The 23,910-nt window shown below is 73.9% G+C and carries 23 protein-coding genes; 9 read left to right on the forward strand and 14 right to left on the reverse strand.

Translation table 11 applies throughout. The features are described 5' to 3' along the window. Window positions 1-74 precede the first annotated feature (74 nt). The 8 genes from gyrB to dnaA all read right to left on the reverse strand — a co-directional run bounded on the left by gyrB (window position 75) and on the right by dnaA (window position 10,458). On the reverse strand, window positions 75-2,255 hold the full coding sequence (gyrB, locus tag FB458_RS07090; protein WP_141847869.1) for a DNA topoisomerase (ATP-hydrolyzing) subunit B: 2,181 nt from the start codon (window positions 2,253-2,255) through the stop codon (window positions 75-77). A 347-nt stretch (window positions 2,256-2,602) separates the two neighbouring features. Next, window positions 2,603-3,460, reverse strand: a complete 858-nt coding sequence (locus FB458_RS07095) for a sulfurtransferase (RefSeq protein WP_141847870.1) — start codon at window positions 3,458-3,460, stop codon at window positions 2,603-2,605. A gap of 30 nt (window positions 3,461-3,490) precedes the next feature. Then, window positions 3,491-4,150, reverse strand: coding sequence for a phosphoesterase PA-phosphatase (locus tag FB458_RS07100; protein WP_141847871.1), 660 nt, complete (start codon window positions 4,148-4,150; stop codon window positions 3,491-3,493). Beyond that, window positions 4,147-4,752, reverse strand: coding sequence for a DciA family protein (locus FB458_RS07105; RefSeq protein WP_141847872.1), 606 nt, complete (start codon window positions 4,750-4,752; stop codon window positions 4,147-4,149). Before FB458_RS07105 ends, FB458_RS07100 begins: the two co-directional genes overlap by 4 nt. A gap of 31 nt (window positions 4,753-4,783) precedes the next feature. After that, the gene (gene recF, locus FB458_RS07110) at window positions 4,784-5,998 is read right to left on the reverse strand and encodes a DNA replication/repair protein RecF (protein ID WP_141847873.1); all 1,215 of its coding nucleotides are present in this window, start codon (window positions 5,996-5,998) and stop codon (window positions 4,784-4,786) included. 36 nt (window positions 5,999-6,034) lie between these two features. Further along, window positions 6,035-7,057 (reverse strand): phosphogluconate dehydrogenase (NAD(+)-dependent, decarboxylating), encoded by a 1,023-nt coding sequence (gnd, locus tag FB458_RS07115; RefSeq protein WP_141847874.1) that lies wholly within the window; start codon window positions 7,055-7,057, stop codon window positions 6,035-6,037. 80 nt (window positions 7,058-7,137) lie between these two features. Beyond that, the gene (gene dnaN / locus FB458_RS07120) at window positions 7,138-8,271 is read right to left on the reverse strand and encodes a DNA polymerase III subunit beta (protein ID WP_141847875.1); all 1,134 of its coding nucleotides are present in this window, start codon (window positions 8,269-8,271) and stop codon (window positions 7,138-7,140) included. Window positions 8,272-8,856: 585 nt separating this feature from the next. Then, on the reverse strand, window positions 8,857-10,458 hold the full coding sequence (gene dnaA / locus FB458_RS07125) for a chromosomal replication initiator protein DnaA (RefSeq protein ID WP_141847876.1): 1,602 nt from the start codon (window positions 10,456-10,458) through the stop codon (window positions 8,857-8,859). Between the two features lie 525 nt (window positions 10,459-10,983). Here dnaA and rpmH point away from each other — a divergent pair. The 8 genes from rpmH (at window position 10,984) to FB458_RS07165 (ending at window position 17,085) form a co-directional block, all read left to right on the forward strand. Next, window positions 10,984-11,121, forward strand: a complete 138-nt coding sequence (gene rpmH, locus FB458_RS07130) for a 50S ribosomal protein L34 (RefSeq protein ID WP_141847877.1) — start codon at window positions 10,984-10,986, stop codon at window positions 11,119-11,121. Window positions 11,122-11,125: 4 nt separating this feature from the next. Further along, window positions 11,126-11,494, forward strand: a complete 369-nt coding sequence (rnpA, locus tag FB458_RS07135) for a ribonuclease P protein component (protein WP_141847878.1) — start codon at window positions 11,126-11,128, stop codon at window positions 11,492-11,494. Then, a complete protein-coding gene (yidD, locus tag FB458_RS07140) occupies window positions 11,491-11,781 on the forward strand; it encodes a membrane protein insertion efficiency factor YidD (RefSeq protein ID WP_141847879.1) in 291 nt (96 codons plus the stop codon). Before rnpA ends, yidD begins: the two co-directional genes overlap by 4 nt. 54 nt (window positions 11,782-11,835) lie before the next feature. Further along, entirely contained in the window at window positions 11,836-12,858 is a 1,023-nt protein-coding gene (gene yidC, locus FB458_RS07145; RefSeq protein WP_141847880.1) for a membrane protein insertase YidC, read from the forward strand. A gap of 115 nt (window positions 12,859-12,973) precedes the next feature. Beyond that, on the forward strand, window positions 12,974-13,726 hold the full coding sequence (locus FB458_RS07150) for a Jag family protein (RefSeq protein WP_141847881.1): 753 nt from the start codon (window positions 12,974-12,976) through the stop codon (window positions 13,724-13,726). A gap of 252 nt (window positions 13,727-13,978) precedes the next feature. Beyond that, on the forward strand, window positions 13,979-14,731 hold the full coding sequence (gene rsmG, locus FB458_RS07155; RefSeq protein WP_246061101.1) for a 16S rRNA (guanine(527)-N(7))-methyltransferase RsmG: 753 nt from the start codon (window positions 13,979-13,981) through the stop codon (window positions 14,729-14,731). Between the two features lie 210 nt (window positions 14,732-14,941). After that, window positions 14,942-15,952, forward strand: coding sequence for a ParA family protein (locus FB458_RS07160; protein WP_141847883.1), 1,011 nt, complete (start codon window positions 14,942-14,944; stop codon window positions 15,950-15,952). Continuing rightward, entirely contained in the window at window positions 15,949-17,085 is a 1,137-nt protein-coding gene (locus tag FB458_RS07165) for a ParB/RepB/Spo0J family partition protein (RefSeq protein ID WP_141847884.1), read from the forward strand. The genes FB458_RS07160 and FB458_RS07165 overlap by 4 nt, the downstream gene beginning before the upstream one ends. A gap of 53 nt (window positions 17,086-17,138) precedes the next feature. Here FB458_RS07165 and FB458_RS07170 read toward each other — a convergent pair whose 3' ends face one another. Further along, the gene (locus tag FB458_RS07170) at window positions 17,139-18,218 is read right to left on the reverse strand and encodes a glutathione S-transferase family protein (RefSeq protein ID WP_141847885.1); all 1,080 of its coding nucleotides are present in this window, start codon (window positions 18,216-18,218) and stop codon (window positions 17,139-17,141) included. A gap of 55 nt (window positions 18,219-18,273) precedes the next feature. Here FB458_RS07170 and FB458_RS07175 point away from each other — a divergent pair, with 55 nt between their 5' ends. After that, window positions 18,274-18,945: a GNAT family N-acetyltransferase gene (locus tag FB458_RS07175; protein WP_141847886.1), complete on the forward strand. Its 672-nt coding sequence runs from the start codon at window positions 18,274-18,276 to the stop codon at window positions 18,943-18,945. A gap of 170 nt (window positions 18,946-19,115) precedes the next feature. On the opposite strand, the gene FB458_RS07180 is transcribed toward FB458_RS07175, so the two are convergent. The 5 genes from FB458_RS07180 to sigM form a co-directional block, all read right to left on the reverse strand. Beyond that, on the reverse strand, window positions 19,116-20,318 hold the full coding sequence (locus FB458_RS07180) for an N-acetylmuramoyl-L-alanine amidase (RefSeq protein ID WP_246061102.1): 1,203 nt from the start codon (window positions 20,316-20,318) through the stop codon (window positions 19,116-19,118). Between the two features lie 184 nt (window positions 20,319-20,502). Further along, complete coding sequence (gene trxA / locus FB458_RS07185) at window positions 20,503-20,832, reverse strand: thioredoxin (RefSeq protein WP_141847887.1); 330 nt, start codon at window positions 20,830-20,832, stop codon at window positions 20,503-20,505. Window positions 20,833-20,905: 73 nt separating this feature from the next. Continuing rightward, window positions 20,906-21,958 carry a thioredoxin-disulfide reductase gene (gene trxB / locus FB458_RS07190; protein WP_246061103.1) on the reverse strand — a complete coding sequence of 351 codons (1,053 nt, stop codon included), beginning with the start codon at window positions 21,956-21,958 and terminating at the stop codon, window positions 20,906-20,908. Window positions 21,959-22,129: 171 nt separating this feature from the next. Next, window positions 22,130-23,056 (reverse strand): hypothetical protein, encoded by a 927-nt coding sequence (locus FB458_RS07195; RefSeq protein WP_141847889.1) that lies wholly within the window; start codon window positions 23,054-23,056, stop codon window positions 22,130-22,132. A gap of 208 nt (window positions 23,057-23,264) precedes the next feature. Beyond that, window positions 23,265-23,897 (reverse strand): RNA polymerase sigma factor SigM, encoded by a 633-nt coding sequence (gene sigM / locus FB458_RS07200; RefSeq protein ID WP_141847890.1) that lies wholly within the window; start codon window positions 23,895-23,897, stop codon window positions 23,265-23,267. Window positions 23,898-23,910 lie beyond the last annotated feature (13 nt).

The following is a 23,910-nucleotide window of genomic DNA, read 5'->3' on the forward strand; positions in this document are numbered from 1 at the left end:
GTCCGGTGGGCGGCTGCTCGTCGGTCACTCAGATGTCCTTGCCTGTCACAGGAGGGGGTACGGGGCGCCGTACGTCAGATGTCGAGGAAGCGCACGTCGCGCGCGTTGCGCTGGATGAACCCGCGGCGGGACTCGACGTCCTCGCCCATGAGGATCGCGAAGATCTCGTCGGCCGCGGCCGCGTCGGCGAGCGTCACCTGCAGCAGCGTGCGGGTGTCGGGGTCCATCGTCGTGTCCCACAGCTCGTGGTAGTTCATCTCGCCCAGACCCTTGTAGCGCTGGGTCGGGTTGTCCTTGGGCAGCCGCTGGCCGCGGGCCTTGCCGTCGGCGATGAGGGCGTCACGCTCGCGGTCGGAGTAGGCGAACTGGTGCTCGACGTTGCTCCACTTGATCCGGTAGAGCGGCGGCTGCGCGAGGTAGACGTAGCCGGCCTCGATGAGCGGGCGCATGAAGCGGAAGAGCAGCGTCAGCAGCAGCGTGCGGATGTGCATGCCGTCGACGTCGGCGTCGGCCATCAGCACGATCTTGTGGTAGCGCGCCTTGGCGATGTCGAAGTCCTCGCCGATGCCGGTGCCGAAGGCGGTGATGAGCGCCTGGACCTCGTTGTTGGCGAGGATCTTGTCGATCCGCGCCTTCTCGACGTTGAGGATCTTGCCGCGGATCGGGAGGATCGCCTGGGTGTGCGGGTTGCGCCCCTGCACGGCCGAGCCGCCCGCCGAGTCGCCCTCGACGATGAAGACCTCGGAGATCGACGGGTCCTTGCTCTGGCAGTCCTTGAGCTTGCCCGGCAGGCCGCCCGACTCGAGCAGGCCCTTGCGGCGGGTGTTCTCGCGTGCCTTGCGGGCGGCGATCCGCGCCGCGGCGGCCTGCACCGCCTTGCCGACGACGTCGCGGCCCTCGCGCGGGTGCGCCTCGAGCCAGTGGCCGAACTCCTCGGTCATCGCGCGCTGGACGAAGCCCTTGACCTCGGAGTTGCCGAGCTTGGTCTTGGTCTGGCCCTCGAACTGCGGCTCGCCCAGCTTGACCGAGATGACGGCCACGAGACCCTCGCGGATGTCGTCGCCGGTGAGGTTGTCGTCCTTCTCCTTGAGCAGCTTGGCGCCGCGGGCGAAGTCGTTGACCAGCTTGGTCAGCGCCGCCCGGAAACCCTCCTCGTGGGTGCCGCCCTCGTGGGTGTTGATGTTGTTGGCGTAGGTGTGCACGGACTCGCTGTACGACGTCGTCCACTGCATCGCCAGCTCGAGCGAGAGCAGCCGCTCCTTGTCCTCCCACTCGATCGAGATGATCTCGGGGTTGACCGGCTCGGTCCGCTTGGACGACACGAGGTGCGTGACGTAGTCGACCAGGCCGTTGTCGTAGCGGTAGGACACCCGGCGGGCCTGCGGGCTGGCACCCTCGCCGTCGGCGGCGGTCGGGTCCGCGTCGAGGTCGCCGAGGTCCTGCTCGTCGGCCTCGGGGACGCGCTCGTCGACGAGGGTGATCGTCAGGCCCTTGTTGAGGAACGCCGTCTGCTGGAAGCGGGCGCGGATCGTCTCGTAGTCGTAGGTCGTCGACTCGAAGATGCTGCCGTCGGCCCAGTAGGTGACGGTCGTGCCGGTCTCGGCGTCCTCGGGCAGGTCGGCGATCGGCGCGAGCGGGGCGGTCGCGGCCCCGTGGTCGAAGGACATCGCGAAGACGTGGCCCTTCTGGCGGACCTCGACGTCGAGCCGGGTCGACAGGGCGTTGACGACCGACGAGCCGACCCCGTGCAGGCCACCGGACACCTTGTAGCCGCCGCCACCGAACTTGCCGCCGGCGTGCAGCTGGGTGAGGACGAGCTCGACCGCGCTCACGCCCTCGACGGGGTGGATGTCGGTGGGGATGCCGCGGCCGTTGTCCTTGACCCGCACCCCGCCGTCGGCCTGGAGGGTGACGTCGATCCGGGTCGCGTAGCCGGCCAGGGCCTCGTCCACGGCGTTGTCGACGATCTCCCACACGAGGTGGTGCAGACCGCGCTCGCCCGTCGACCCGATGTACATGCCCGGGCGCTTGCGCACGGCCTCCAGGCCCTCGAGGACCTGGATCGCGGCGGCGTCGTACACCGGGGAGGCGGTGTCGGGGAGGTCCTGCGTGCTGAGCGGCTCCACCGGGGTGGGCTCGACCGCCTGGTCCTGCTGGTCCTGCGGCTGGTCGGGCGTCTGGTCGGCCTCGGGCACGGTGCTCCTCGTGGGTCCGGGGGGACGCACCGCCCTCGCGGTCGGGCGCGCCACCCTCATGGGTGGACGGCGCCCAGGGCCTGCGGTCCGCTGCGTCGCGGTGCGATCTCGTGCGGCGCAGCAGGTGGCGGGCCGGGTGCCGTCCTCTACCGTCCAGTCTACCTGTCCCACGCCGCAGGACCGCCCGCGCAGGGGCGTTGCGCGCCCGCGAGCCGCGCGAAATACCGTCGTTCCGTGCGGGGGATCGTCGCCCGGTCCCTCAGCGCGGCTGCGAGCCGTACGGCGCCCCGCGGCGCAGGCCCCTCGCGCGGCGCTTGTCCACAGCCTGTGCACCGGTGTGGACAAGGTGGACGATGCCTGTGGACAACCGGTCGACGCGGTGGTCCGGAGGTCGCCGGCCCGGCCGCTCAGCCCGGGTCGGCTCCGGTGGCGACGGGGCGGTCGGGGTCGTTCGACCAGGCCGACCAGGAGCCCGGGAACAGGGCGGCGGGGCGACCGAGCGCGGCGAGCGCGAGGACGTCGCGGGCGGCCGACACCCCCGACCCGCAGTAGACCCCCACCGGCCGGTCCGGGTCGCCGGCGCCGGCGGCGTCCACCGCGTCGGTGAGCGACTCGTCGTCGGGGAGGGTCCCGTCGGCGGCGAAGAGACCCGCGGCCGGCAGGTTGCGGGCTCCGGGCACGTGGCCGGCGCGCGGGTCGAGCGGCTCGGTCTCCCCGCGGTACCGCTCGGCGGCCCGGGCGTCGAGCAGCACCCCGTCCCGGGCGAGCGCGGCGGCGACGTCGGCGGTGAGCACCGGCAGGTGGCCGGTGGTGAGGACGGGGGAGGAGGTCGGCGGCGTGACGACCTCGGCGTCGGTCGGCCCGCCGGCGGCGGTCCACGCGGCGAGCCCGCCGTCGAGGACCCGGACCCGCAGCCCCGCCCAGGTCAGCACCCACCAGGCGCGCTCGGCCGCGAACGACCCGGCCTCGTCGACGACGACCAGGTCGTCGTCCTCCCGCACGCCGACGGTCCCGAGCCCGTGCTGCAGGGTCGCGACGTCCGGCAGCGGGTGGCGCCCGTCGCGCGGGTCGTCGGTGTGCGTGGTGAGCACGCTCTCGAGGTCGAGGAAGCGCGCGCCCGGCAGGTGCGCGGCGTCGTACCGCCGGCGGCCGGCGCCGGGTTCCTCACCCAGCCGCCAGCGGACGTCGAGGACGACCGGGGGGTGGTCCCCGGCGAGCTCGGCGCGCAGCCCGTCGACGGTGATGAGGACGTCGTCGCGGCTCACGGTCCCAGCCTAGTCGGCGGCCGTCCGGGCTCAGCGGGTCAACGGGACGAAGACGAGGACCCCGGTCACGGCGCCGACGACCACTCCGACCGCCACGTGGCCGGGCGAGTGCCGGCCGGCCCGGACCCGCGCCCAGCCGACGAGCCCGACGAGGGCCGCCACCGGCACGGACGCCGGGGCCCCGAGCGTCGCGACGAGGACGACGCCGGACCCGGCCGCGACCCCGGCGTGGAACGACGCCTTGTACCAGTGGGAGACCAGCGTCATGACTGCCAGCCCGCCGAGCATCGACACCACGAGCGCGACGACGGGACGCGGGGCGCCCGCCGCGGTGAGCACCGCGAGCCCGACGAGGACGCACCCGAGCGCGGCGAGCAGCGGGACCCGCCGCTCACCGCGGCGGACGACCTGCCGGTCGGAGACGACGCCGCGCCGCAGCAGCAGGGCGAGGACGCCGTACGGCGCCCCGACGCACAGGGACACGTCGAGCAGCGTCCACCCGAGCCCGGCGAGCACCGAGCCCGAGGAGCGCAGGGCGACGACGAGGGTCGTCGCGAGGACGAGGACGGCCGGGTCGGCGAGCGTGCCGACGAGGTCCGCGACCCGCGAGGGCCGGGCGGCGTGCAGCCGCGCCACGTCGGGGTGCACGTCGGGGTGCACGTCGGGGTGCGGGTCGGGCGGGTCGGTCACCCGTAGGTGTCCCGCGGTCCGCGACCGGGCGCGCGGCGCGGTCCCCGGCTCCAGCTCGGCGCGCTCGGCCCGTGCACCTGCAGCTCCGTGACCGTGCCCGCGCCCACCTCCTCGGCCAGCCGCCCGAGCAGGGTCGAGGACAGCAGCCGCAGCTGCGTCGCCCAGGCCGTCGAGTCGGCGCGCAGCACGAGGACGCCGTCGCGGAACTCGACGGGCGTGACGTGCGCGGCGACCTCGGGACCGACGATCTGCGGCCAGCGGCCGATGACCGCCCCGACGGCGACGTCGACCTGCCAGCCGCGGTCGCCGATGAGCCGGTCGAGCTGGTCGCCCAGCAGCGCCGGGTCCCGGCCGTCGCGGCCGGGGGAGGAGCGGGTCGCGTCGGGCACCCCGGGTCGGCGGCGGCGCAGCGGCCGCAGCCCCGGCCGGAGCCCCTTGGCGCGGGCGGCGGCCCGCGCCCGGGCCAGGGCCGCGGCGGCCGCTGCCGCGACGTCCCCCTCGGCGTCACCCTCCTCGCTCGGGGTCGGCTTCGAGGTCGGCTCCGAGGTCGGCTCCGAGGTCGCGCCGGGGTCGGCAGTCTCCTCGGGGTCGCTCTCGGTCACGGGCAGCAGCGTACGGCGGGTCGGTGACCGCTCAGGGACCCTCCGACCGGCTCACCTCACCGAGCACGACCTCGTACGTCGTCCCGCTGGCCTGCAGCGCGGCGGGGACGTCGGCGCCGACGGCGGCGGTGACGAGCACCTGCTCGCAGTCGGCGACGAGCTCGGCCAGGCGCTGGCGGCGGCCGGTGTCGAGCTCGGCGAACACGTCGTCGAGGACGAGGACCGGGTCGTCACCGAGGTCGTGCCGCAGCAGCTGGTAGGCGGCCAGCTTGAGCGCGAGCGCGAAGGACCAGGACTCGCCGTGGCTGGCGTACCCCTTGGCCGGCAGCTCGCCGAGCGTGAGCACGAGGTCGTCGCGGTGCGGGCCGGCCAGCGTCGTCCCCCGCTCGACCTCGGCCGCGCGGCCCTCGAGCAGCGCCGCGGCCAGCAGCTCGCGCAGCTCCTCCCGCTCGGGCACCTCGCCGTCGGCGATCCGCGCGGCCGCGGCCTCGCCGAGGCCGGCCCGGTAGGTCAGGCGCGCCGCCCCCTGCCCGGCGCTCACGGCCTCGTACGCCGTCCCGAGGTGCGGGGCGAGGTCACGCAGCACCCGCAACCGCGCGTAGAGCAGCTGCGAGCCGACCTCGGACAGGTGCGTGTCCCACACGTCGAGGGTGTGCAGCGCCGAGGCGCGGGCGTCGTCGGGCTGCTCGCCGTCGGCCAGGGACCGCGACGGTCGGCGGGCCCCGCGGCGCAGGACCGGGGCGGCGGACTTGAGCAGGGCGTTGCGCTGCTTGAGCACCTTGTCGTAGTCCGAGCGCACCCCGGCCCAGCGCGGCTGACGCTGCACGAGCAGGTCGTCCACGAAGGCCCGGCGGCCGGCCGGGTCGCCCTTGACCAGGGCGAGGTCCTCGGGCGCGAAGAGCACGGTGCGCAGGGTTCCGAGCGCGTCCCGCGGGCGGGTGAGGGCGGCCTTGTTGAGCCGGGCGCGGTTGGCCCGACCGGGGTTGAGCTCGAGCTCGACGAGGGTCTCGCGGCCGTCGCGGACGACGACGGCGCGCACGACGGCCTGGTCGGCGCCGAAGCGGACCAGCGGCTGGTCCGTCGCGACCCGGTGGCTGGACAGGGTCGCGACGTACCCGACGGCCTCGACGAGGTTGGTCTTGCCCTGGCCGTTGAGCCCGACGAAGGTCGTCACACCGGGGGTGAGGGCGACGTCGGCCAGCGGGTAGCTGCGGAAGTCGGCGACCTGCAGGTGGCGGACGTGCACGTCAGCCGGTCCGACCGGCGCGCGGAGTCCCTGCGGTCACGCCTTCTTCGTGGCGCGCTTGGCCGTCGCGCGGCCGGTCGTGGCCTTGCGCGCCTGCTTGCCCTTGGTCTCGTGGGTGATGCCGGGGGTCGGGTCGGCGTCGCCGGCGTCGCCCTGGTTGCGCAGGCGCTCGCCGTCCTCGACGGTCATCACCGGGTGTCCGCCGAACTGCCCGCGCAGCGCCGCGACCATCTGCATGGTCGGGGAGATCTTCTGCCGCGAGGCGAACCGGGCGAAGAGGGAGGCCGAGATGACCGGCATCGGCACGTCGAGGTTGATGGCCTCCTCGACGGTCCACTTCCCCTCGCCGGAGTCGACGGTGTAGTCGGAGACGCCCTCGAGGGTCGGCTTCTCCTCGAGCGCGGCGACGGCGAGGTCGAGCAGCCAGGACCGCACGACGGTGCCGCGGCTCCACGCCTTGAAGGCGCCGGGGACGTCGGTGACGATGTCCTTCTTCTCGAGCAGCTCGTAGCCCTCGGCGTACGCCGCCATGAGGCCGTACTCGATGCCGTTGTGGACCATCTTCGTGTAGTGGCCCGCGCCGACCGCGCCGGCGTGGACGAAGCCCTCGTCGCGCGGGCCCTCGGGGCGGAGCGCGTCGAAGATCGGCATGGCCTTGTCGACCCAGCGCTTCTCGCCGCCGACCATGAGGCCGTAGCCGTTCTGCAGGCCCCAGATGCCGCCGGAGACGCCGCAGTCGACGTAGCCGATGCCCTGGGGCTTGAGCATCGCCGCGTGCTCGGCGTCGTCGGTGAACTTGCTGTTGCCGCCGTCGATGACCAGGTCGCCCTTGTCGAGCAGGTCGGCGAGCTTGGCGACGGTGTCCCGGGTGGGCTTGCCGGCGGGGACCATCACCCACACGACGCGCGGCGCCTCGAGCTTCTTGACCATCGCCGCGAGCGTCCGCACGTCGGCGACGTCGGGGTTGCGGTCGAACCCGACGACCTCGTGCCCCGCGCGACGCAGCCGCTCGCGCATGTTGCCGCCCATCTTGCCGAGACCGATGAGACCGAGCTGCATGGGAGGGAGCCTTTCGCGGGAGGGTCGGGTCGACGGGGGGCCCGCCGGGGCGGACGCCGCGCCGAGCCTATTCCCTGACGTCAGCTGGCGAAGCGCACGGGCATGAGGACGTACCGGTACGACGTGTCCGGCTCGCCCTCCTCCTCGGCCTGCCCGGTGAGCACCGCGGGGCGGCTGGGCTGGGTGAAGGACAACCGCGCGTACGGCGTCCCGACGGCGCCGAGCCCGTCGAGGAGGAACTGCGGGTTGAACGCGATCTCGATCTCGGGACCGGTGAGGGCGGCCTCGACCGCCTCCGACGCCTGGGCGTCGTCGCCGGTGCCGGCCTCGATGGCGACCTGGCCGTCGGTGAAGCGCAGCCGCACGGGCGTGTTGCGCTCGGCGACGAGGGCGACGCGCTTGACGGCCTCGACGAGCTCGGAGGTCTTGAGGACCGACTCGGTGTCGACGCTGCTGGGGAAGATCGAGGCGACCTTGGGGTACTCGCCGTCGAGCAGCCGGGTCGTCGAGCGACGCTGCCCGGCCTGGAAGCCGATGAGGCCGTCGCCGCCGGCGTTGCTGCCGAGCGCGAGCTCGACCGACCCGCTGGCGCCGAGCGCGCGGGCGGTGTCGGACAGGGTGCGGGCCGGGACGAGCGCGACGTACGACGTGTCGCTGCCGCCGGGGTGCCAGGTCAGCTCGCGCTGGGCGAGCCGGTAGCGGTCGGTGGCGAGCAGGGTGATCCGGTCGCCGTCGACCTCCATCCGCACGCCGGTGAGGATCGGCAGGGTGTCGCCGCGGTCGGCCGCGATGGAGACCTGCGCGACGGCCTGGGTGAAGACGTCGCCGTCGATGGTGCCGCTGGCCTCGGGGGAGGTGGGCAGCGTCGGGTAGTCGTCGCTCGGCATGAGCAGCAGGCTGAACCGCGAGGACCCGCAGGTCAGCTGGAGCTTGCTGCCCTCGGCGCTGACCTCGATCGGCCGCGCCGGGAGGTTGCGCGAGATGTCGGCCAGCAGGCGACCGAGGACGAGCACGGTGCCGCCGGTCTGGACCTCCGCGGGCACGGTGATCCGGGCGGAGACCTCGTAGTCGAAGGCCGAGAGGGTGAGCGTGCCCTCCTCCGACGCCTCGAGGAGCAGACCGGCGAGCACGGGCACGGGGGGCCGCGCCGGCAGCCCGCGGGCCACCCAGGTCACGGCCTCGGCCAGCACGTCGCGCTCCACCTTGAACTTCACGTCGGTCCTGCCTCAGGTCGCTGGTCGGTCTGGTCGATCGGGTCGGGGACCGCGGCGCGAGCCACGGGACTCGCACCCTAGTGGGCGGGGGTGACACGCACCAGAACGGGGTGGGCCACCTCCCGGTCGGCGCTCGTCGTCCGGCGCGAGAACGTGTCGTTCGCGGGGCTGCACCCCTTCGATGGAGGTCTCGTCGTCGTCATAGGGGCTGTGCATCGTGTGGACAGCCGGTGTCGTCGCAGGTCAGACCCTCCGCCGGGGTGGGGACGACGGGGGTGGACGACCGGTGGAGGACCGAGGGCCCCTGGGGACGTCGCGCGGGCGTCCACGGGTGGCTCGCAGGGCGCCGGCCCACCGTCCCCCGCCGCACCCCGGTTGTCCACCGATCCGGGACGTTGTCCACAGATCCTGAGGACACGAGGTCGTCCGTCCGGACGAGAGCGTCCTCCTCCGACCGATTTGACACCCGCGTCTCGATGCGCGTTGTCCACGCCCTGTGGATGACGGTGGGGACAGCGGGTGTGACCCACACCACATGCGTGCTCACACGTCGTCCCCAGCCTGTGGACGACGGGGACGGGTGGCTCAGTGCTGCTGCTGCTTGATCCGGTTGGTGATCTCGGTGACCTGGTTGTAGATCGCCCGGCGCTCACCCATGAGCTCGCGGATCTTCCGGTCGGCGTGCATCACGGTCGTGTGGTCGCGGCCGCCGAAGTGCTGGCCGATCTTCGGCAGCGACAGCTCGGTCAGCTCGCGGCACAGGTACATGGCGATCTGCCGGGCGGTGACGAGCTGGCGCGAGCGCGAGGCGCTGCAGAGGTCCTCGATGGTGAAGCCGTAGTAGGCCGCCGTCTGGGCCATGATCGTGCCCGGTGTGATCTGGTTGACGACCTCGTTGGGGATGAGGTCGCGCAGGACGATCTCGGCCAGGTCGAGGCTGACCGGCTGCCGGTTGAGGTTGGCGAAGGCCGTCACCCGGATGAGGGCACCCTCGAGCTCGCGGATGTTCGTCGAGATCCGGCTCGCGATGAACTCGAGCACGTCGTCCGAGGCCGACATCCGCTCGTGGATGGCCTTCTTGCGCAGGATAGCGATGCGGGTCTCGAGGTCGGGCGGCTGGACGTCGGTGATGAGGCCCCACTCGAACCGCGACCGCAGCCGGCCCTCGAACCCCGACAGCTGCTTGGGCGGCAGGTCGGAGGTGATGACGACCTGCTTGCTCGCGTTGTGCAGCGCGTTGAAGGTGTGGAAGAACTCCTCCTGCGTCTGCACCTTGCCCTGGAGGAACTGGATGTCGTCGATGAGCAGGACGTCGACGTCGCGGTAGATGCTCTGGAACCGGCTCGTCCGGTCGTCGCGGATGCTGTTGATGAAGTCGTTGGTGAACTCCTCGGAGTTCACGTAGCGCACCCGCAGGTGCGGCAGCAGCTGGCGCGCGTAGTGGCCGATGGCGTGCAGCAGGTGGGTCTTGCCCAGCCCCGAGTCGCCGTAGATGAAGAGCGGGTTGTACGCCTTGGCCGGCGCCTCGGCGACGGCGATGGCCGCCGCGTGCGCGAAGCGGTTGCTCGCCCCGATGACGAAGGTCTCGAAGATGTACTTCGGGTTGAGCCGGGTCGTGCGCTCCGTGCCCGGCGGCGGCTCCTCGCCGCGCCGGGGCGGGACGACCCCGTCCGGGGGGGCGTCGCGGAACGACGGCGGCCGCCGCTCGTCCTCGACCTGGTAGCGCTGCAGCCCGTCCAGCCCCATCGTGCCGTCGGTCCCGTCGGCGCGCCCGGGCGCGGGGACCGGGGGGTCGCCCAGCTCGGCGAGGTCCTCGGCCCGGTCGGGGTCCAGCCGCAGGCCGCCGTACGGCGCCCCGGGGTCGCCCGACCCGCTCGGGGGGACGCCGTCGCCGGCGCCACCGGCGACGGGCGGGGCGTCCTGGAGGGAGTCGTCGACCGACACCGACAGCTGGACGTCGCGGGTGAGCAGGTGGCCGAGCGACCCCCGCAGGGCGTCGCGCAGGTCGTGCTCGAGGACCTGCTTCGTGTAGGTGTTCGGCGCGGTGATGATGGCCAGGCCCTCGATGACCCCGACGAGCCGGCAGAGCTGGAGGTACGCGCGCTGGCGGGCCGGCATGCCGTCCGCCTCGAGGTGCTGGAGGGTCTGCACCCACACCGCCGCGTAGTCGAGGTCCCCGTCCGCCATGTCACCTGTTCCGTGCCGGGTCCGGACCGGGCTGCTCGCCCAGGCTCCGTGCTGTGTGGGGGGTCCCCGGGGTGCGCCGGGCGCCCCCGCGGTCGACGGTCTCGCGGTCGTCCACACGGTTCTCCACACCCTGTGCGTACTCACGAGTCGTGGGGCGTGACGCTAACAACATCCGGGTCCGCGCGACAACCCGGGGCCGGACCGCGAGCGTGTCGCCGGGGCGTCGTACGGCGTGTCGGCGTGACCCCGCCGCTCGGGGAGGGCACACTGCGCCACCCCCGAGAAGGGCAGCGGGTCGCCGGTTTGACCCCCCGGTCACGGCTCCCGTACTCTCGAGGTCAGTGCGTCCTCGGCCGTTTTCGCCTGCCCGACGCCGGGCACGACCACCGGTCACGGTGGTGGGGTGTCCCGGCACGGGTCCTCGATGACAGCCGAGCCGCCTGTCCTTCACCGACGTCCCCGGGACGTCGTCACCGCGTCCGCGGTGCGGAGCCCGGGTGTCCCACCTGACCGTACGGAGTCCTCGTGAGCAAGCGCACCTTCCAGCCGAACAACCGCCGCCGGGCCAAGGTCCACGGCTTCCGCCTGCGCATGCGCACCCGTGCGGGCCGCGCCATCCTGTCGGCCCGACGCGCCAAGGGCCGCTCCGAGCTGTCCGCCTGAGGCCGTGCTGCCGGCGCGGCACCGTCTGCGGGCCTCCGCGGACTTCGCGTCGGCGGTCCGCGGTCCCGGCGGTCGCTGCGGCGGACCACTGGTCGTCGTGCACGCCACCCGAGCCGACTCGCGCGAGCAGCAGCCCGCGCGGGTCGGTTTCGTCGTCTCCAAGGCGGTGGGCGGGGCGGTCGTGCGCAACCGGACCAAACGGCGGCTGCGCCACCTGGTCGCCGACCGGCTGACGCTGGTGCCGGACGGGACCGACCTCGTCGTGCGCGCCCTGCCGGCCACCGCGGCGGCCACCGGTGCCGAGCTGGGGGCCGAGCTGGACCGGCTCCTGCCGGTCGCCGTACGGCGGGCCGCGGCGCGGAGCCGCGCGTGAGCGCGCACCCCGCGCCGAGCAGGCCGCCGGTCGACTGGCGCCGCGTCACTGCCTGGCCGCTGGTGGTGCTGCTGCGCGGCTACCAGCTCTTCCTCTCGCCGCTGAGCCCGCCCTCGTGCCGCTTCTACCCGTCGTGCTCCGCCTACGCGGTCACCGCGCTGCAGCGCTTCGGTCCGTTCCGGGGGACGTGGCTGGCCGCGCGCCGGCTGCTGCGCTGCCACCCGTGGAACCCGGGCGGCGTCGACCACGTTCCGGAGAGACGCCCGCGCACCACCCCGTCGGCCTGACCGCCCGACCACCAGCCTCGTTCCACCCGCCCTGCCCGACACCCAAGGACGACCGTGTACGACTTCTTCGTCAACCTCCTCTCCCCGATCATGTGGGGGGAGGCCTGGATCATGACGGGCTGGCACAAGCTCTTCACGCTGCTGGGCATCCCGGAGGACTCCGGCTGGGGCTGGGCCCTGTCGATCGTCGGCCTCACCGTCGTCATCCGGATCATCCTCATCCCGCTCTTCGTCAAGCAGATCCACTCCTCGCGGCGGATGCAGCTCATCCAGCCGGAGATGCAGAAGATCCAGGCCAAGTACAAGGGCAAGACCGACCCCGACTCCCGTCAGGCCATGACGCAGGAGACGATGGCGCTCTACAAGGACACGGGGACGAACCCGTTCTCCTCGTGCCTGCCGATCCTCCTGCAGTCGCCGTTCTTCTTCGCGCTCTTCCAGGTCCTCAACAACCTGCCGCACGTCGCGAACGGCCAGCACGCCCCGATCGGGCCCATCTCGCGCTCGGTCGCCGGGATCATCGAGCAGTCGACCCTGTTCGGCGCACCGCTGTCGAGCCACTTCCTCGGCTCCTCGGACGTCAACACGAAGATCCTCACCGGCGTGCTCATCGTCCTGATGTCGCTGACGACCTTCACGACGCAGCGCCAGCTCATGCGCAAGAACATGCCCGCCACCGCGCTGACCGGGCAGTTCGCGACGCAGCAGAAGATCATCCTCTACCTGATGCCGTTCTTCTTCCTCATCTCCGGCATCAACTTCCCCATCGGTGTCCTGCTCTACTGGCTGACGACGAACCTGTGGTCGATGGGCCAGCAGTTCTACGTCATCCGCCGCATGCCGGCTCCGGGCTCCGAGGCGGAGAAGGAGTACGAGGAGCGGCAGCGCCGCCGCGGCAAGGAGATCAAGAAGCCGCAGGTCAAGGGCCTGCCGGCCGCCTCCGTGCAGGACGCGGTGGTGCCGATGGAGGAGAAGCCGCGCCAGCGCCAGCAGCCCAAGGGCAAGAAGCGCGCCAAGCGCTCGGGCCCGCGCCCCGGCCAGCCGGGCGCGGAGCCGCAGGACAACCCCGGCACCTGAGCCCCGGCGCGCCCGGCCCCCGCGACCCCGTCGCGGACGTCGGCCGGCGCCCCGTCCGGAGCGCCCCGTGGCGCCCGGCCCCCGACCCATCCCGTACGACGCAGGAGGAGACTCCATGACGGACTCCCAGATCGACACGACCGCCGACACGACCGCCGACACGACCGCCGACACGACCGCCGACACGCACGCCGGCACGCACCCCGGCACGGACGACCTCGGGGCGGTCACCCCGGCCGAGGCCCAGGACGCCGCGGCGCAGACCCCGCTCACCGGGCTCGCCGGTGACGTCGACGACGCGGACGCCGACGACGCCAACGCCGACGACGCCGACGACGCCGACGACGACGCCGCTGACGACACTCCCGCTGAGGGCACCTCCTCGCGCCGGGGTGGGCGGGTCGCCCAGCTCGAGCGCGAGGGGGAGGTCGCGGCGGACTTCCTCGAGACCCTCCTCGACATCGCCGACCTCGACGGGGACATCGAGGTCGACATCGAGGGCGACCGCGCGTCGGTCTCGATCGTCGACTCGGACGAGGGCCGCGTGCCGCGCCGTCTCGTCGGCCAGGACGGGCGCGTGCTCGAGTCGCTCCAGGAGCTGACCCGGCTGGCCGTGCAGACCGCGACCGGTGAGCGCAGCCGCCTCATGCTCGACGTCGCCGGCCACCGTGCGGCTCGCCGTACCGCGCTCGTCGAGCTCGCCCAGGCGGCGATCGCGCAGGTGCGCGAGAGCGGCCGCCGGCACTCGCTCGAGGACATGACCGCGTTCGAGCGCAAGGTCGTCCACGACGAGGTGGCCGCCGCCGGGCTCGACTCCGAGTCCGAGGGTGTCGAGCCGCACCGGCACATCGTCATCCTCCCCGTCTGAGGACGCACCACCGCTTCACGCTCGTTCAGCACGGCCCCGACCCGCACCGGGTCGGGGCCGTGTTGTTTCACGTGGAACAGCGACCAGTCGGACCGAATGTTCCACGTGGAACACCGCGATGACCCCCGGTCCTCGGTGACGATGGGGTGGATGAGGGGGCCTGACAGGGGATTGGCGGCAGCGGGACCGCTCGTGCCACCGTTGCCCTCAACCACCCCGTCCCGTGCCGTCGCCCGATCCTTGGAGAGCCGAGTGCCCGACCCGTCCCGACCGGCGGTCCCGCCGGAGGAGCGCATCCCGCCCACCCCCTCGAGTGCCGTGACGGTCTTCGGGGACCGGCTCGAGGTGGCCGAGCACTACGTGGCGCTGCTGGCGACGACGGGGATCGACCACGGGCTGGTAGGCCCTCGCGAGGCGCCGCGGCTGTGGGAGCGTCACGTCCTCGGCTGCGGCGTCGTGGCCCCGCTGCTGGGGCCGTCGTCGACCCTGGCCGACATCGGCTCCGGGGCCGGTCTGCCCGGGCTGGTCCTCGCCCTGGCCCGGCCCGACGTCACGGTGACCCTGGTCGAGCCCCTGCATCGCCGGGTGATCTGGCTCGAGCGAGCCGTGACGGAGCTGGGACTGGGCAACGTCACCGTGCACGAGGGACGCGCCGAGAGCCTGTGGACGCACCGGACCTTCGACGTTGTCACCGCCCGCGCAGTGGCCCGGATCGGCGTGCTGGCCGGCTGGTGCCTGCCGCTCGTCGCCCCCGGGGGACGGTTGCTCGCCATCAAGGGTCGTTCGATCGAGGACGAGCTGCGCGAGGACGCCGCCGCGCTCACGGCGGCGGGGGCCGACGCGTGGCAGGTCGAGCAGCTGGGCTCCTCCGTCCTCGAGCAACCGGCCACGCTCGCGGTCCTCGAGGTCGGTGACCGGACCCCGTCTCCCGTCCCCGACCGCCGGACCCCGGCGAAGCGCCCCGGGGCGAAGCGCTCGACGTCGACACGTCGCCGTCCCCGGTGACCGGCCGCTGTTTCACGTGAAACGCTGCGACGGCGTTTCACGTGGAACAGCCCCCACGCCGGGCTGGTCGGAGGCGACCCCGTGCTGTGATTGGATACCGCGGTGACTGCGAGCCCCACTCCTGCCGTCCGCCCGGGTCTCTCCCAGGAGGTCGTGGCCGGTCTCGGGTGGCCCGGTCAGAGCGACACCACCCCGGTGGGTGTCGGGTGGATGAAGGGCAGACCGGTCTCGGAGCCGAGTACCGACCACCAGCCGCCCGACGACGAGCGAGCCCGGTCCGACGACCCTGTCGCGGCCACGGTCTCCGACGAGGACGGGATCCCCGTGGTGGGTGACGACACCCCGCTCGCGCAGTCGCTGGCCACCGACACCCGTCGCCGGCTCACCCTCACGGGGACCCGCTTCCCCCGACCGGCCCGCACCCGGGTGATGACCGTCGCCAACCAGAAGGGCGGCGTCGGCAAGACGACGACGACGGTGAACATCGCCGCCGCGCTCGCCCAGTCGGGGCTCCAGGTGCTGGTCATCGACCTCGATCCCCAGGGCAACGCGAGCACCGCCCTGGGCATCGACCACCACTCCGAGGTCCGCAGCGTCTACGACGTCCTCGTCGAGGACGTGCCGGTCGCCGACGTCGTGGCCCCCTGCCCCACGGTGCCCGGCCTGACGTGCGTCCCCGCGACGATCGACCTGGCCGGCGCCGAGATCGAGCTGGTCTCGCTCGTCGCACGGGAGCAGCGGCTCGCGCGGGCGCTCGCGACGTACCTCGAGCAGACCCCCGTCGACTACGTCCTCATCGACTGCCCGCCGAGCCTGGGCTTGCTGACGATCAACGCCTTCGTCGCCGCGAGCGAGGTCTTCATCCCCATCCAGTGCGAGTACTACGCGCTGGAGGGCCTCTCCCAGCTGCTCAAGAACATCGAGCTGGTCCGCAAGCACCTCAACCCGGCCCTGCACGTCTCGACGATCCTCCTGACCATGTACGACGGCCGGACCCGGCTGTCCTCGCAGGTCGCGGACGAGGTGCGGGCGCACTTCCCCAAGGAGGTGCTGCCCACGTCGATCCCCCGGTCGGTGCGGGTGTCGGAGGCGCCCAGCTTCCAGGAGACGGTGATGACCTACGACCCGCTGAGCAGCGGGGCGCTGGCCTACCTCGAGGCGGCCAGCCACATCGCCGCCCGGGGCGCCGCGCAGGCCAGCACCCAGGAGGAGTCGTCGTGAGCGAGAAGCGTCGTGCGCTGGGCCGTGGCTTGGGGGCCCTCATCCCCAACGCCCCCGGCACCACCCCGGAAGGAGGACCTCGACCGGTCGACGTCTTCTTCCCCTCGTCGCGGCCCGTGCCCGGCGCGGCGTTCGGGGTGACCGAGGGTGGGACGTCCCCTGTCGACGCCCCTACCCCCGTCGAGAGCGCCCCCCGCGACGAGCCGGCCACGCCGGACGTGACCGACGACGCCGAGACCCCGGAGGCGCAGCCGGTCCCGGCCGCGGCCACCGAGGGCCTGGCTCCCGTGCCCGGGGCCGAGTTCGCCGAGCTGCCCCTGGACAGCATCCGCCCGAACCCCAAGCAGCCGCGCGCGGTGTTCGACCAGGACGACATGGACGAGCTCGTCCACTCGATCCGCGAGATCGGCGTCCTGCAACCCGTCGTGGTCCGGCGCGTCCCCGAGGGGACGCCCGACGTCCCCGAGGGCGTGCGGTTCGAGCTCATCATGGGCGAGCGGCGGTGGCGGGCCTCCCGGGAGGCGGGGCTCGACGCCGTACCGGCGATCGTCAAGGACACCCAGGACGACGCCCTCCTGCGTGACGCGCTGCTCGAGAACCTGCACCGCAGCCAGCTCAACCCCCTCGAGGAGGCGGCGGCCTACCAGCAGCTGCTCGACGACTTCGGGTGCAGCCACGAGGAGCTGGCGACCCGGATCGGTCGCTCTCGTCCGCAGATCTCCAACACCCTGCGGCTGCTGCGCCTGCCCCCCGTCGTCGCCCGCCGGGTCGCCGCCGGCGTGCTGAGCGCCGGCCACGCCCGGGCGCTGCTCGGCCTGCCCGACGGGGCGGCCATGGAGCGGCTCGCGCAGCGGATCGTGGCCGAGGGGCTGTCCGTGCGCAGCGTCGAGGAGATCGTCTCCCTCGGTGGCGACCAGGCCGCCCCCGGACCCGTGCGCCGCGGCCCGCGGGCGGGCGCGCACCACCCCCGGCTCGACGACCTCGCCGCCCGTCTCTCCGACCGCTTCGACACCCGCGTGCAGCTGGCGCTGGGTCAGCGCAAGGGGCGTCTCACGGTCGAGTTCGCCTCGGTCGAGGACCTGCACCGCATCCTCGACGTCATGGGCCTCGCGCAGGAGGCGGCCCAGGACTGACGCGCCGGCCCCACCAGATCGCGTTACGGCGCAACGGGATCGACGATCTATGCTCAGGAGATGGCTTCCTGAGCATAGATCAGGGCCAGGGCCGGGTCGTGCTCCGGCGGGACCTCCTCGCCGGCCCTGACCGGCCCCGGCGGGGTGCCGTCGCCGAAGGGCCGGCCGCCGAGGGCCTCCCGCCCGTGCGGGGTGGCCCACTGCTCGAGGACGGGCCCGGCCGGGACGATGCCGGTGGGGTTGATGTCGCGGTGCACCCGGTAGTAGTGCGCCTTGATGTCGTGGAAGTCGGTGGTGTCACCGAAGCCCGGCGTCTGGAACAGGTCGCGGGCGTAGGCCCAGAGCACCGGCATCTCGGTGAGCTTGGACCGGTTGCACTTGAAGTGGCCGTGGTAGACCGCGTCGAACCGGGCCAGCGTCGTGAACAGCCGCACGTCGGCCTCGGTGATCGTGTCGCCGACGAGGAAGCGGCGCGTGGTCAGCCGCTCCTCGAGCCAGTCGAGGGCGTCGAACAGGCGCCGGTACGCCGCCTCGTACGAGCTCTGCTTCCCGGCGAAGCCGCAGCGGTAGACCCCGTTGTTGACCTCGCTGTAGACGCGGGCGTTGACCTCGTCGATCTCGTCGCGCAGCGGCTCCGGGTAGAGGTCGGGGGCGCCCTCGCGGTGGTAACGCGTCCAATGCGAGCCCAGGTCGAGGGTGATCTGCGGGAAGTCGTTGGTGACGACCTGACCGGAGGGGACGTCGACGATCGCCGGCACGGTGATCCCCTTCGGGTAGTCGGGGAAGCGCGCCAGGTAGGCGTCCTGGATGCGGGGGATCCGCAGCACCGGGTCAAGGCCGTCCGGGTCGAGGTCGAAGGTCCACGACCGCTCGTCGTGGGTGGGCCCGCACACCCCCATCGACAGGACGTCCTCGAGGCCGAGCAGACGGCGCACGATGATGGCGCGGTTGGCCCACGGGCACGCCCGGGCGACGACGAGCCGGTAGCGACCGGGCTCGACCGGCCAACGGTCCCCGCCGTCGAGGATGCGGTCCTCGATGTAGGCGGTGTCGCGCTCGAACGAGTCCTCGACGTAGGTCCCACCCCCTCGCGCGCCGCTCGTGCCGTCCGTGGTCCCGCCGCTGCTCGCCATGTCCTCACCCTGCCATCGGGGGGCGGGTTCGGCAGCAGTGCGCGATGATCGGGGGATGGGACGCGAGATCCTCCCGCTCACGCTCGACCGGCTGTCGGACCTGCCGGGCGCGTGCGGCCGCTGCCTGTTCTGGGAGCTGGGCCCCGCGCAGGCCGCCCAGGTGCGCCCCGGTGACGACGCGATCGACGCCAAGGAGGGGTGGCTGACCACGGTCCTGCTGGAGTGGGGCAGCCCCGGGCGCGTCGCCTACGTCGACGGCGTGCCCGCCGGCTGGATCGGCTTCGCCCCCGCGCACCTCGTGCCGCGCTCGGGCGCGTTCGCGACGTCGCCGGTCAGCCAGGACGCCGTCGTGCTGACGACGGCGCACATCCTGCCCGAGCACCGCGGCACGGGACTGGGGCGCGTCCTCGTCCAGGCGGCGGCCAAGGACGGGCTGCGCCGGGGGGTCCGCGCGCTCGAGGCGTACGGCTCGACGCGGCTCACCCTGCCGGCCGCGGGCGCGGCGGGACCGGTGTGCGTGCTGCCCAGCGACTTCCTGCGCGCCGTCGGCTTCCGGACCACCCGCGAGCACCCGACGTCCCCCCGGCTGCGGCTCGACCTGCGCACGGTCCTGCGCTGGCGCTCCGAGGTCGAGCAGGCCGTGGAACGGCTCTTCGCCCCCGTGCGCGGCCTGGGTGCCCCGGCCCCGGTCGGCGCCGCGCACCGCGACGACCCCACCGCGCTCTGACCCACCCGAATCGGATTCGGTCCGCTCGGCTCGGGTCGTGACGGGAGCCGAGCCCGGTGAATCCGATTCAGGAGGGTCGGCTCGGTTTCACGTGAATCGGAGTCGGTCCACTCGGCTCGGGTCGTGACGGGAGCCGAGCCCGGTGAATCCGATTCGGGTGAGTCCGGGAGTCAGCCGGCGGCGCGGGCGGCGTCGAGCATCCGGCGCAGCTCGCCGAGGCGCAGCAGGCCGGTCTCGGCGACGTCGTCCTCACCGAGGTAGAGGCGCTGCAGGGCGACGACCACGCCCTCGGCGATGTCGTCGCGCACGGCGGGGGACGCCAGCGCGGCCGCGTCGGCGGGGTTGCTGAGGTAGCCCACCTCGAGCCGCACCGTCGGCATGGTCGTCGCCTGGAGCAGCGTCCAGGTGCGCGCGTGCGAGCGGCAGTCGGTCAGTCCGCTGCGGGCGACCACCTCACGCTGCATGAGCTCGGCGAGCTGGTGGCCGACGGCGGACCAGGCGCCGACGCCGTCGTGGCCGTAGTAGAAGGTCGCCACGCCGTTGGCGACGCCGGACCCGGCGTGGTCGCAGTGCAGGGACAGCACGAGGTCGGCGCCGCAGTCGTTGGCGAACTGCGCGCGCTCCTCCTCCGAGCCCCCGTCCGCGGTGCCCCCGGAGCGGCTGTGCAGCACCGTGGCGCCGTGCGCGCCGAGCCGCCCCTCGATCCGGCGGGCGAGGTCGAGGACGACGTCCGCCTCGTCGAGGTGGGCGCCGTCGGGAGTGCTCCCGCGACCGCCGCCGTCCTCGCCGCCGTGCCCGGCGTCGACGACGACGACCCGGCCGGCGAGCTGGTGGCCGGAGCGTCGTACGCGCTCGGCCTCGCGCAGGACGTGCGGCGCGCCACCGCTGACGCTGCGGCGCAGGTTGTCGAGGGAGCGCAGCGTCTGCGGTCCGACGAGCCCGTCGGGCACGAGGCCGTAGCCGCGCTGGAAGGCCCGGACGGCGTCCTCGGTCTGCGGCCCGTAGACCCCGTCGACGCGGCCCGGGTCGAAGCCGAGCCCGACGAGGCGCTGCTGGAGCGTGTCGACGTCGTCGCCGCGCAGCAGGTGGCCGGGCAGGTGCCGCAGCAGCCGGTCGCCGAGCGCCCACGCAGAGGCCTCGAGCGCGCCGGCGGTCGAGCGGCCGACGACGCCGTCGACGATGAGCCCGCGGCGCTGCTGGAAGGCGCGCACGGCCCGGTCGGTCGGCTCGTCGAAGCCGTCGTCCGGGGCGGGGCCGGTGGGCGTGAGGTCGCCGGTCGCGTGCAGACGGGCGCGCAGGCGCCGTACGGCGTCCCCCGCGGCACCACGGCGGAGCACGGTCTCGCCGGCGACGGTGTCGGGCTGGTCGGTCACGGCGGGCACCTCCGCAGGGCTGGTCGGGGCTGGGTCGGGGCTGGGTCGGGCAGGGTCGAGGGCGGCTCGTGGGAGCCATCGAGGGAGCCGTCGAGGGCGGGGTCGAGGCACCCTAGCCCCCCGCACACCCTCCAGACGCCGACGGCGCCGCCCGGGTTGGGCGGCGCCGTACGGGGTGGCCGGTTCAGGCCAGGTAGTCCTCAAGCTCGCGCAGCAGGCGCGGCTTCGGCAGGGCGCCGACGAGGGTCTTGACGACCTCGCCGCCGACGTAGACGTTCATCGTCGGGATGCTCGTGACGCCGTACTTCGTCGTGATCGCCGGGTTGGCGTCGGTGTCGAGCTTGTAGACCTCGATCTTGTCGGCGTGCGCGCCGGCGATCTCCTCGAGGACCGGGGCGACGGCCTTGCACGGGCCGCACCAGTCGGCCCAGAAGTCGACGAGGACGGGCTTGTCGCTCTTGAGGACGTCCGCCTCGAAGGTGGCGTCGGTCGTGTCCTTGGTGTGCTGGCCCATGGCGGGTCCTTCCGTGCGGTGGGTGGGTCGGGGGTGGTCTTCCGGTGGCGCTGCGGGGGTCGCGGGCGAGACGTTACGGCCGGGCGCCGACAGGCTCCGCGGTCGGGGCCTCCTGGTCGGCCGGCGAGGCGCCGTCCGGGTGGGCGGCGTACTCCGCGTCCTCGAGCGTGGCGAGGAAGCGCTCGGCGTCGAGGGCGGCCTGGCAGCCGGAGCCGGCGGCGGTGATGGCCTGGCGGTAGGTGTGGTCGACGAGGTCGCCGCAGGCGAAGACCCCGGGGATCCGGGTCGCGGTGTCGGCGTGGCCCTCGAGCCCGGCGTCGGAGCCGGTGACGACGTACCCCTCGGGGTCGAGGTCGACGAGCTCGCGGACCAGCTCGTTGCGCGGCTCGTGGCCGATGGCGACGAAGAGGCCGGTGACGGCCAGCTCGCGCTCCTCGCCCGTGACGGTGTCGCGCAGGGTGACGCCGCTGAGCTTGGGGTCGCCGTGGATCCCGACGACCTCGGAGTTCCACGCGAAGCGGATCTTGTCGTTGCCGTGGGCACGGGCGGCCATGATCTTCGAGGCGCGCAGCTCGTCGCGGCGGTGCACGATCGTCACCGACCGGGCGAACTTCGTGAGGAAGGTGGCCTCCTCGACGGCGGAGTCGCCGCCGCCGACCACGGCGATATCCTGGTCGCGGAAGAAGAACCCGTCGCAGGTCGCGCACCACGAGACGCCGTGGCCGGAGAGCCGCTTCTCGTCGGGCAGCCCGAGCTCGCGGTACGCCGACCCCATGGCGAGGATGACGCTGCGCGACCGGTGCACCCGGCCCTCGCCGTCGGTGACGGTCTTGATCTCGCCGGACAGGTCGACCGCGGTGACGTCGTCGGTGACGAGCTCGGCGCCGAAGCGCTCGGCCTGCGCGCGCATCTCCTCCATGAGCTGCGGGCCCATGATCCCCTCGCGGAAGCCGGGGAAGTTCTCGACCTCGGTGGTGTTCATCAGCGCGCCGCCGGCCGTCACGCTGCCCTCGAAGACGAGGGGGGCGAGGTCGGCGCGGGCGGCGTAGACGGCGGCGGTGTAGCCCGCCGGTCCGGAGCCGATGACGATGACGTTGCGGATGTCGGTGCGCACGTCGGTGCTCACGGGTACGCGTCCTCCGGTCGGGTCGATACGGGCGGCTCCCGGGGCGGGACGAGGGCCTCGTCCACCTGCCGGACCCCACATGCTGTGCGGGCGGGGAGCCGCGACCCCAAGATAGTGGTGTCGCCCAGCAGAACCATCCACGCCCCGCCGATGTTCCCCCGGGACGTGCGCTCAGGGCACGGGGACGTCGCCGCGCACCGTGCCGGGGTCCTGCGCCGAGCAGCTGCGGGCGACCACCCAGGCGCTCGTGCGGCCGCCGGCGGTGACGACGAGCACCGCGGCGGGGCGACCGTCGTACGTCGCGAGGTCGACCGCCACGGCGCTCGCTCCCTGCAGACCCAGCCCGCGCAGGCACGCGTCGACGCCGGCGCGGGTGGCCAGCGGCCCGGCGGCGGCCTCGCCCCCGCTCGCGCCGGTGCCGGGCGTGTCGAGCAGGCGGCGGGCCTGCGCCCCGAGCGACGCGGCGTCGTACCGGTGCTGGGAGGTGCCGACGCTGATCGCCGCGACGGACTCGTCGGGGGTGCTGCCGCGCACGGCGCGGACGACGACGGAGCCGAGCCCGGCGAGGACGACCACCGCGGCGGCCGCCGCCAGCACGAGGACCCACCGGGGGCGGGACCGCTCGGGGGTCCAGGCGGGCAGGCGCAGGTGGCGCCGGTGCGGGGCCGGCGCGACCGGGGTGGGGGCGGGCATGCCCTCGGCGACGAGGGCCGCGACGATGCGCTGCTCGACGTCGGCGGGCAGCGGCCCGGCGTCGTCGGCCGCGAGAGCGCTGCGCAGCCGGCGGACGGCCAGGTCGTCGATGTGGCGTGGCTCGGACCCGCGCTCCGCGGCCGCCGCGGCCAGGGCGGCCGCGACCTGGGCGTCGACCTCGGCGGGCAGGGCCGGCACGGGCTCGGCGGCCAGCAGCTCGCGCACCCGGGTGTCGGCGACCGCGCGGTCGTGCGCGAGGGCGGCGAGGGTGCCCTCGAGCCGGTCCGCGACCGGGGGCGGCAGGGCATCGTCGCGCCCGGCCGCCTCCCGCAGCAGCGCGGCCAGCCGGTCCGCCGCGCCGGGCGGCAGCTCCGGCGGGGGGCCGGTGGGGGGCGGGGTGCTCATGGGGATCCTGCTCGGTCGGGGCACGGGTGGAGCGGCGGCGGGCACGCGGGTGACCGTCGTTCCGACGTCACGGGACGCCCCCCGGTTCCCCCGGCTCGTCGAAGGGCTCCGGACATTATCGGGCGACCCGATAACGTCAGGCTCTGCCGGACAACGGTTCTCCGGCGGGGCCTGACTTTCTCGGGTGACCCGATAATGTCCGGGCGGGTCAGGGACCGGGGGGGTCGTCGGTGCGGTCGACGAGCCGGCCGTCGGCGGTGCGGACGAGGCCGAGGAGCTCGGCCATCTGGGCGCGGCCGCGGGCGCAGCGGGACTTGACGGTGCCCTCGGCGACCTCGAGGACGGCGGCCGCGTCGGCGACGGACAGGCCCTGCATGTCGACGAGGACGAGGGCGATCCGTTGACCCTCGGGCAGGCGGGCGAGGGCCTCGCGCACGTCGAGGGCGACCTCGGTGCTGCGGTGGTCGTCGTGCCGGTCGGGCAGCTCGGTGTCGGGCAGGGGCGACGTCGGACGGCGGCGGCGGAGCCGGTCGAGGCAGGCGTTGACGACGATGCGGTGCAGCCAGGTCGTCACCGCGGCGTCGCCGCGGAAGGTGCCGGCGCGCCGGAAGGCCGCGACGAAGGCGTCCTGCAGGCAGTCCGAGGCCAGCTCGCGGTCACCGCAGGTGCGCAGCGCGACGGCCCAGAGGCGGTCCTTGTGGCGGCGGAAGATCTCCCCGAACGCGTCCGGGTCACCCTGGACGTGCGCGGCGAGCAGGGTGGCGTCGTCGGCCGTGGCGAGGTCGAGCGCCGGCCGGTCCGGGTCGCCGGCCCCTTCGCCGGCTCCTCCCGGGTGGCTCACCGATCCACCGGCG

This window comes from Lapillicoccus jejuensis (assembly GCF_006715055.1).
In the GTDB taxonomy this organism is placed as follows: Bacteria; Actinomycetota; Actinomycetes; order Actinomycetales; family Dermatophilaceae; genus Lapillicoccus; species Lapillicoccus jejuensis.

Coding starts and splice junctions, on each gene's coding strand:
- gyrB (WP_141847869.1), bottom strand. CDS start 2,255: ATGAGGGTGGCGCGCCCGACCGCGAGGGCGGTGCGTCCCCCCGGACCC.
- gnd (WP_141847874.1), bottom strand. CDS start 7,057: ATGCAGCTCGGTCTCATCGGTCTCGGCAAGATGGGCGGCAACATGCGC.
- dnaA (WP_141847876.1), bottom strand. CDS start 10,458: ATGGCGGACGGGGACCTCGACTACGCGGCGGTGTGGGTGCAGACCCTC.
- FB458_RS07150 (WP_141847881.1), top strand. CDS start 12,974: ATGACGGACTCCCAGATCGACACGACCGCCGACACGACCGCCGACACG.
- FB458_RS07160 (WP_141847883.1), top strand. CDS start 14,942: ATGAAGGGCAGACCGGTCTCGGAGCCGAGTACCGACCACCAGCCGCCC.
- FB458_RS07170 (WP_141847885.1), bottom strand. CDS start 18,218: ATGGCGAGCAGCGGCGGGACCACGGACGGCACGAGCGGCGCGCGAGGG.
- FB458_RS07175 (WP_141847886.1), top strand. CDS start 18,274: ATGGGACGCGAGATCCTCCCGCTCACGCTCGACCGGCTGTCGGACCTG.
- trxA (WP_141847887.1), bottom strand. CDS start 20,832: ATGGGCCAGCACACCAAGGACACGACCGACGCCACCTTCGAGGCGGAC.
- FB458_RS07195 (WP_141847889.1), bottom strand. CDS start 23,056: ATGAGCACCCCGCCCCCCACCGGCCCCCCGCCGGAGCTGCCGCCCGGC.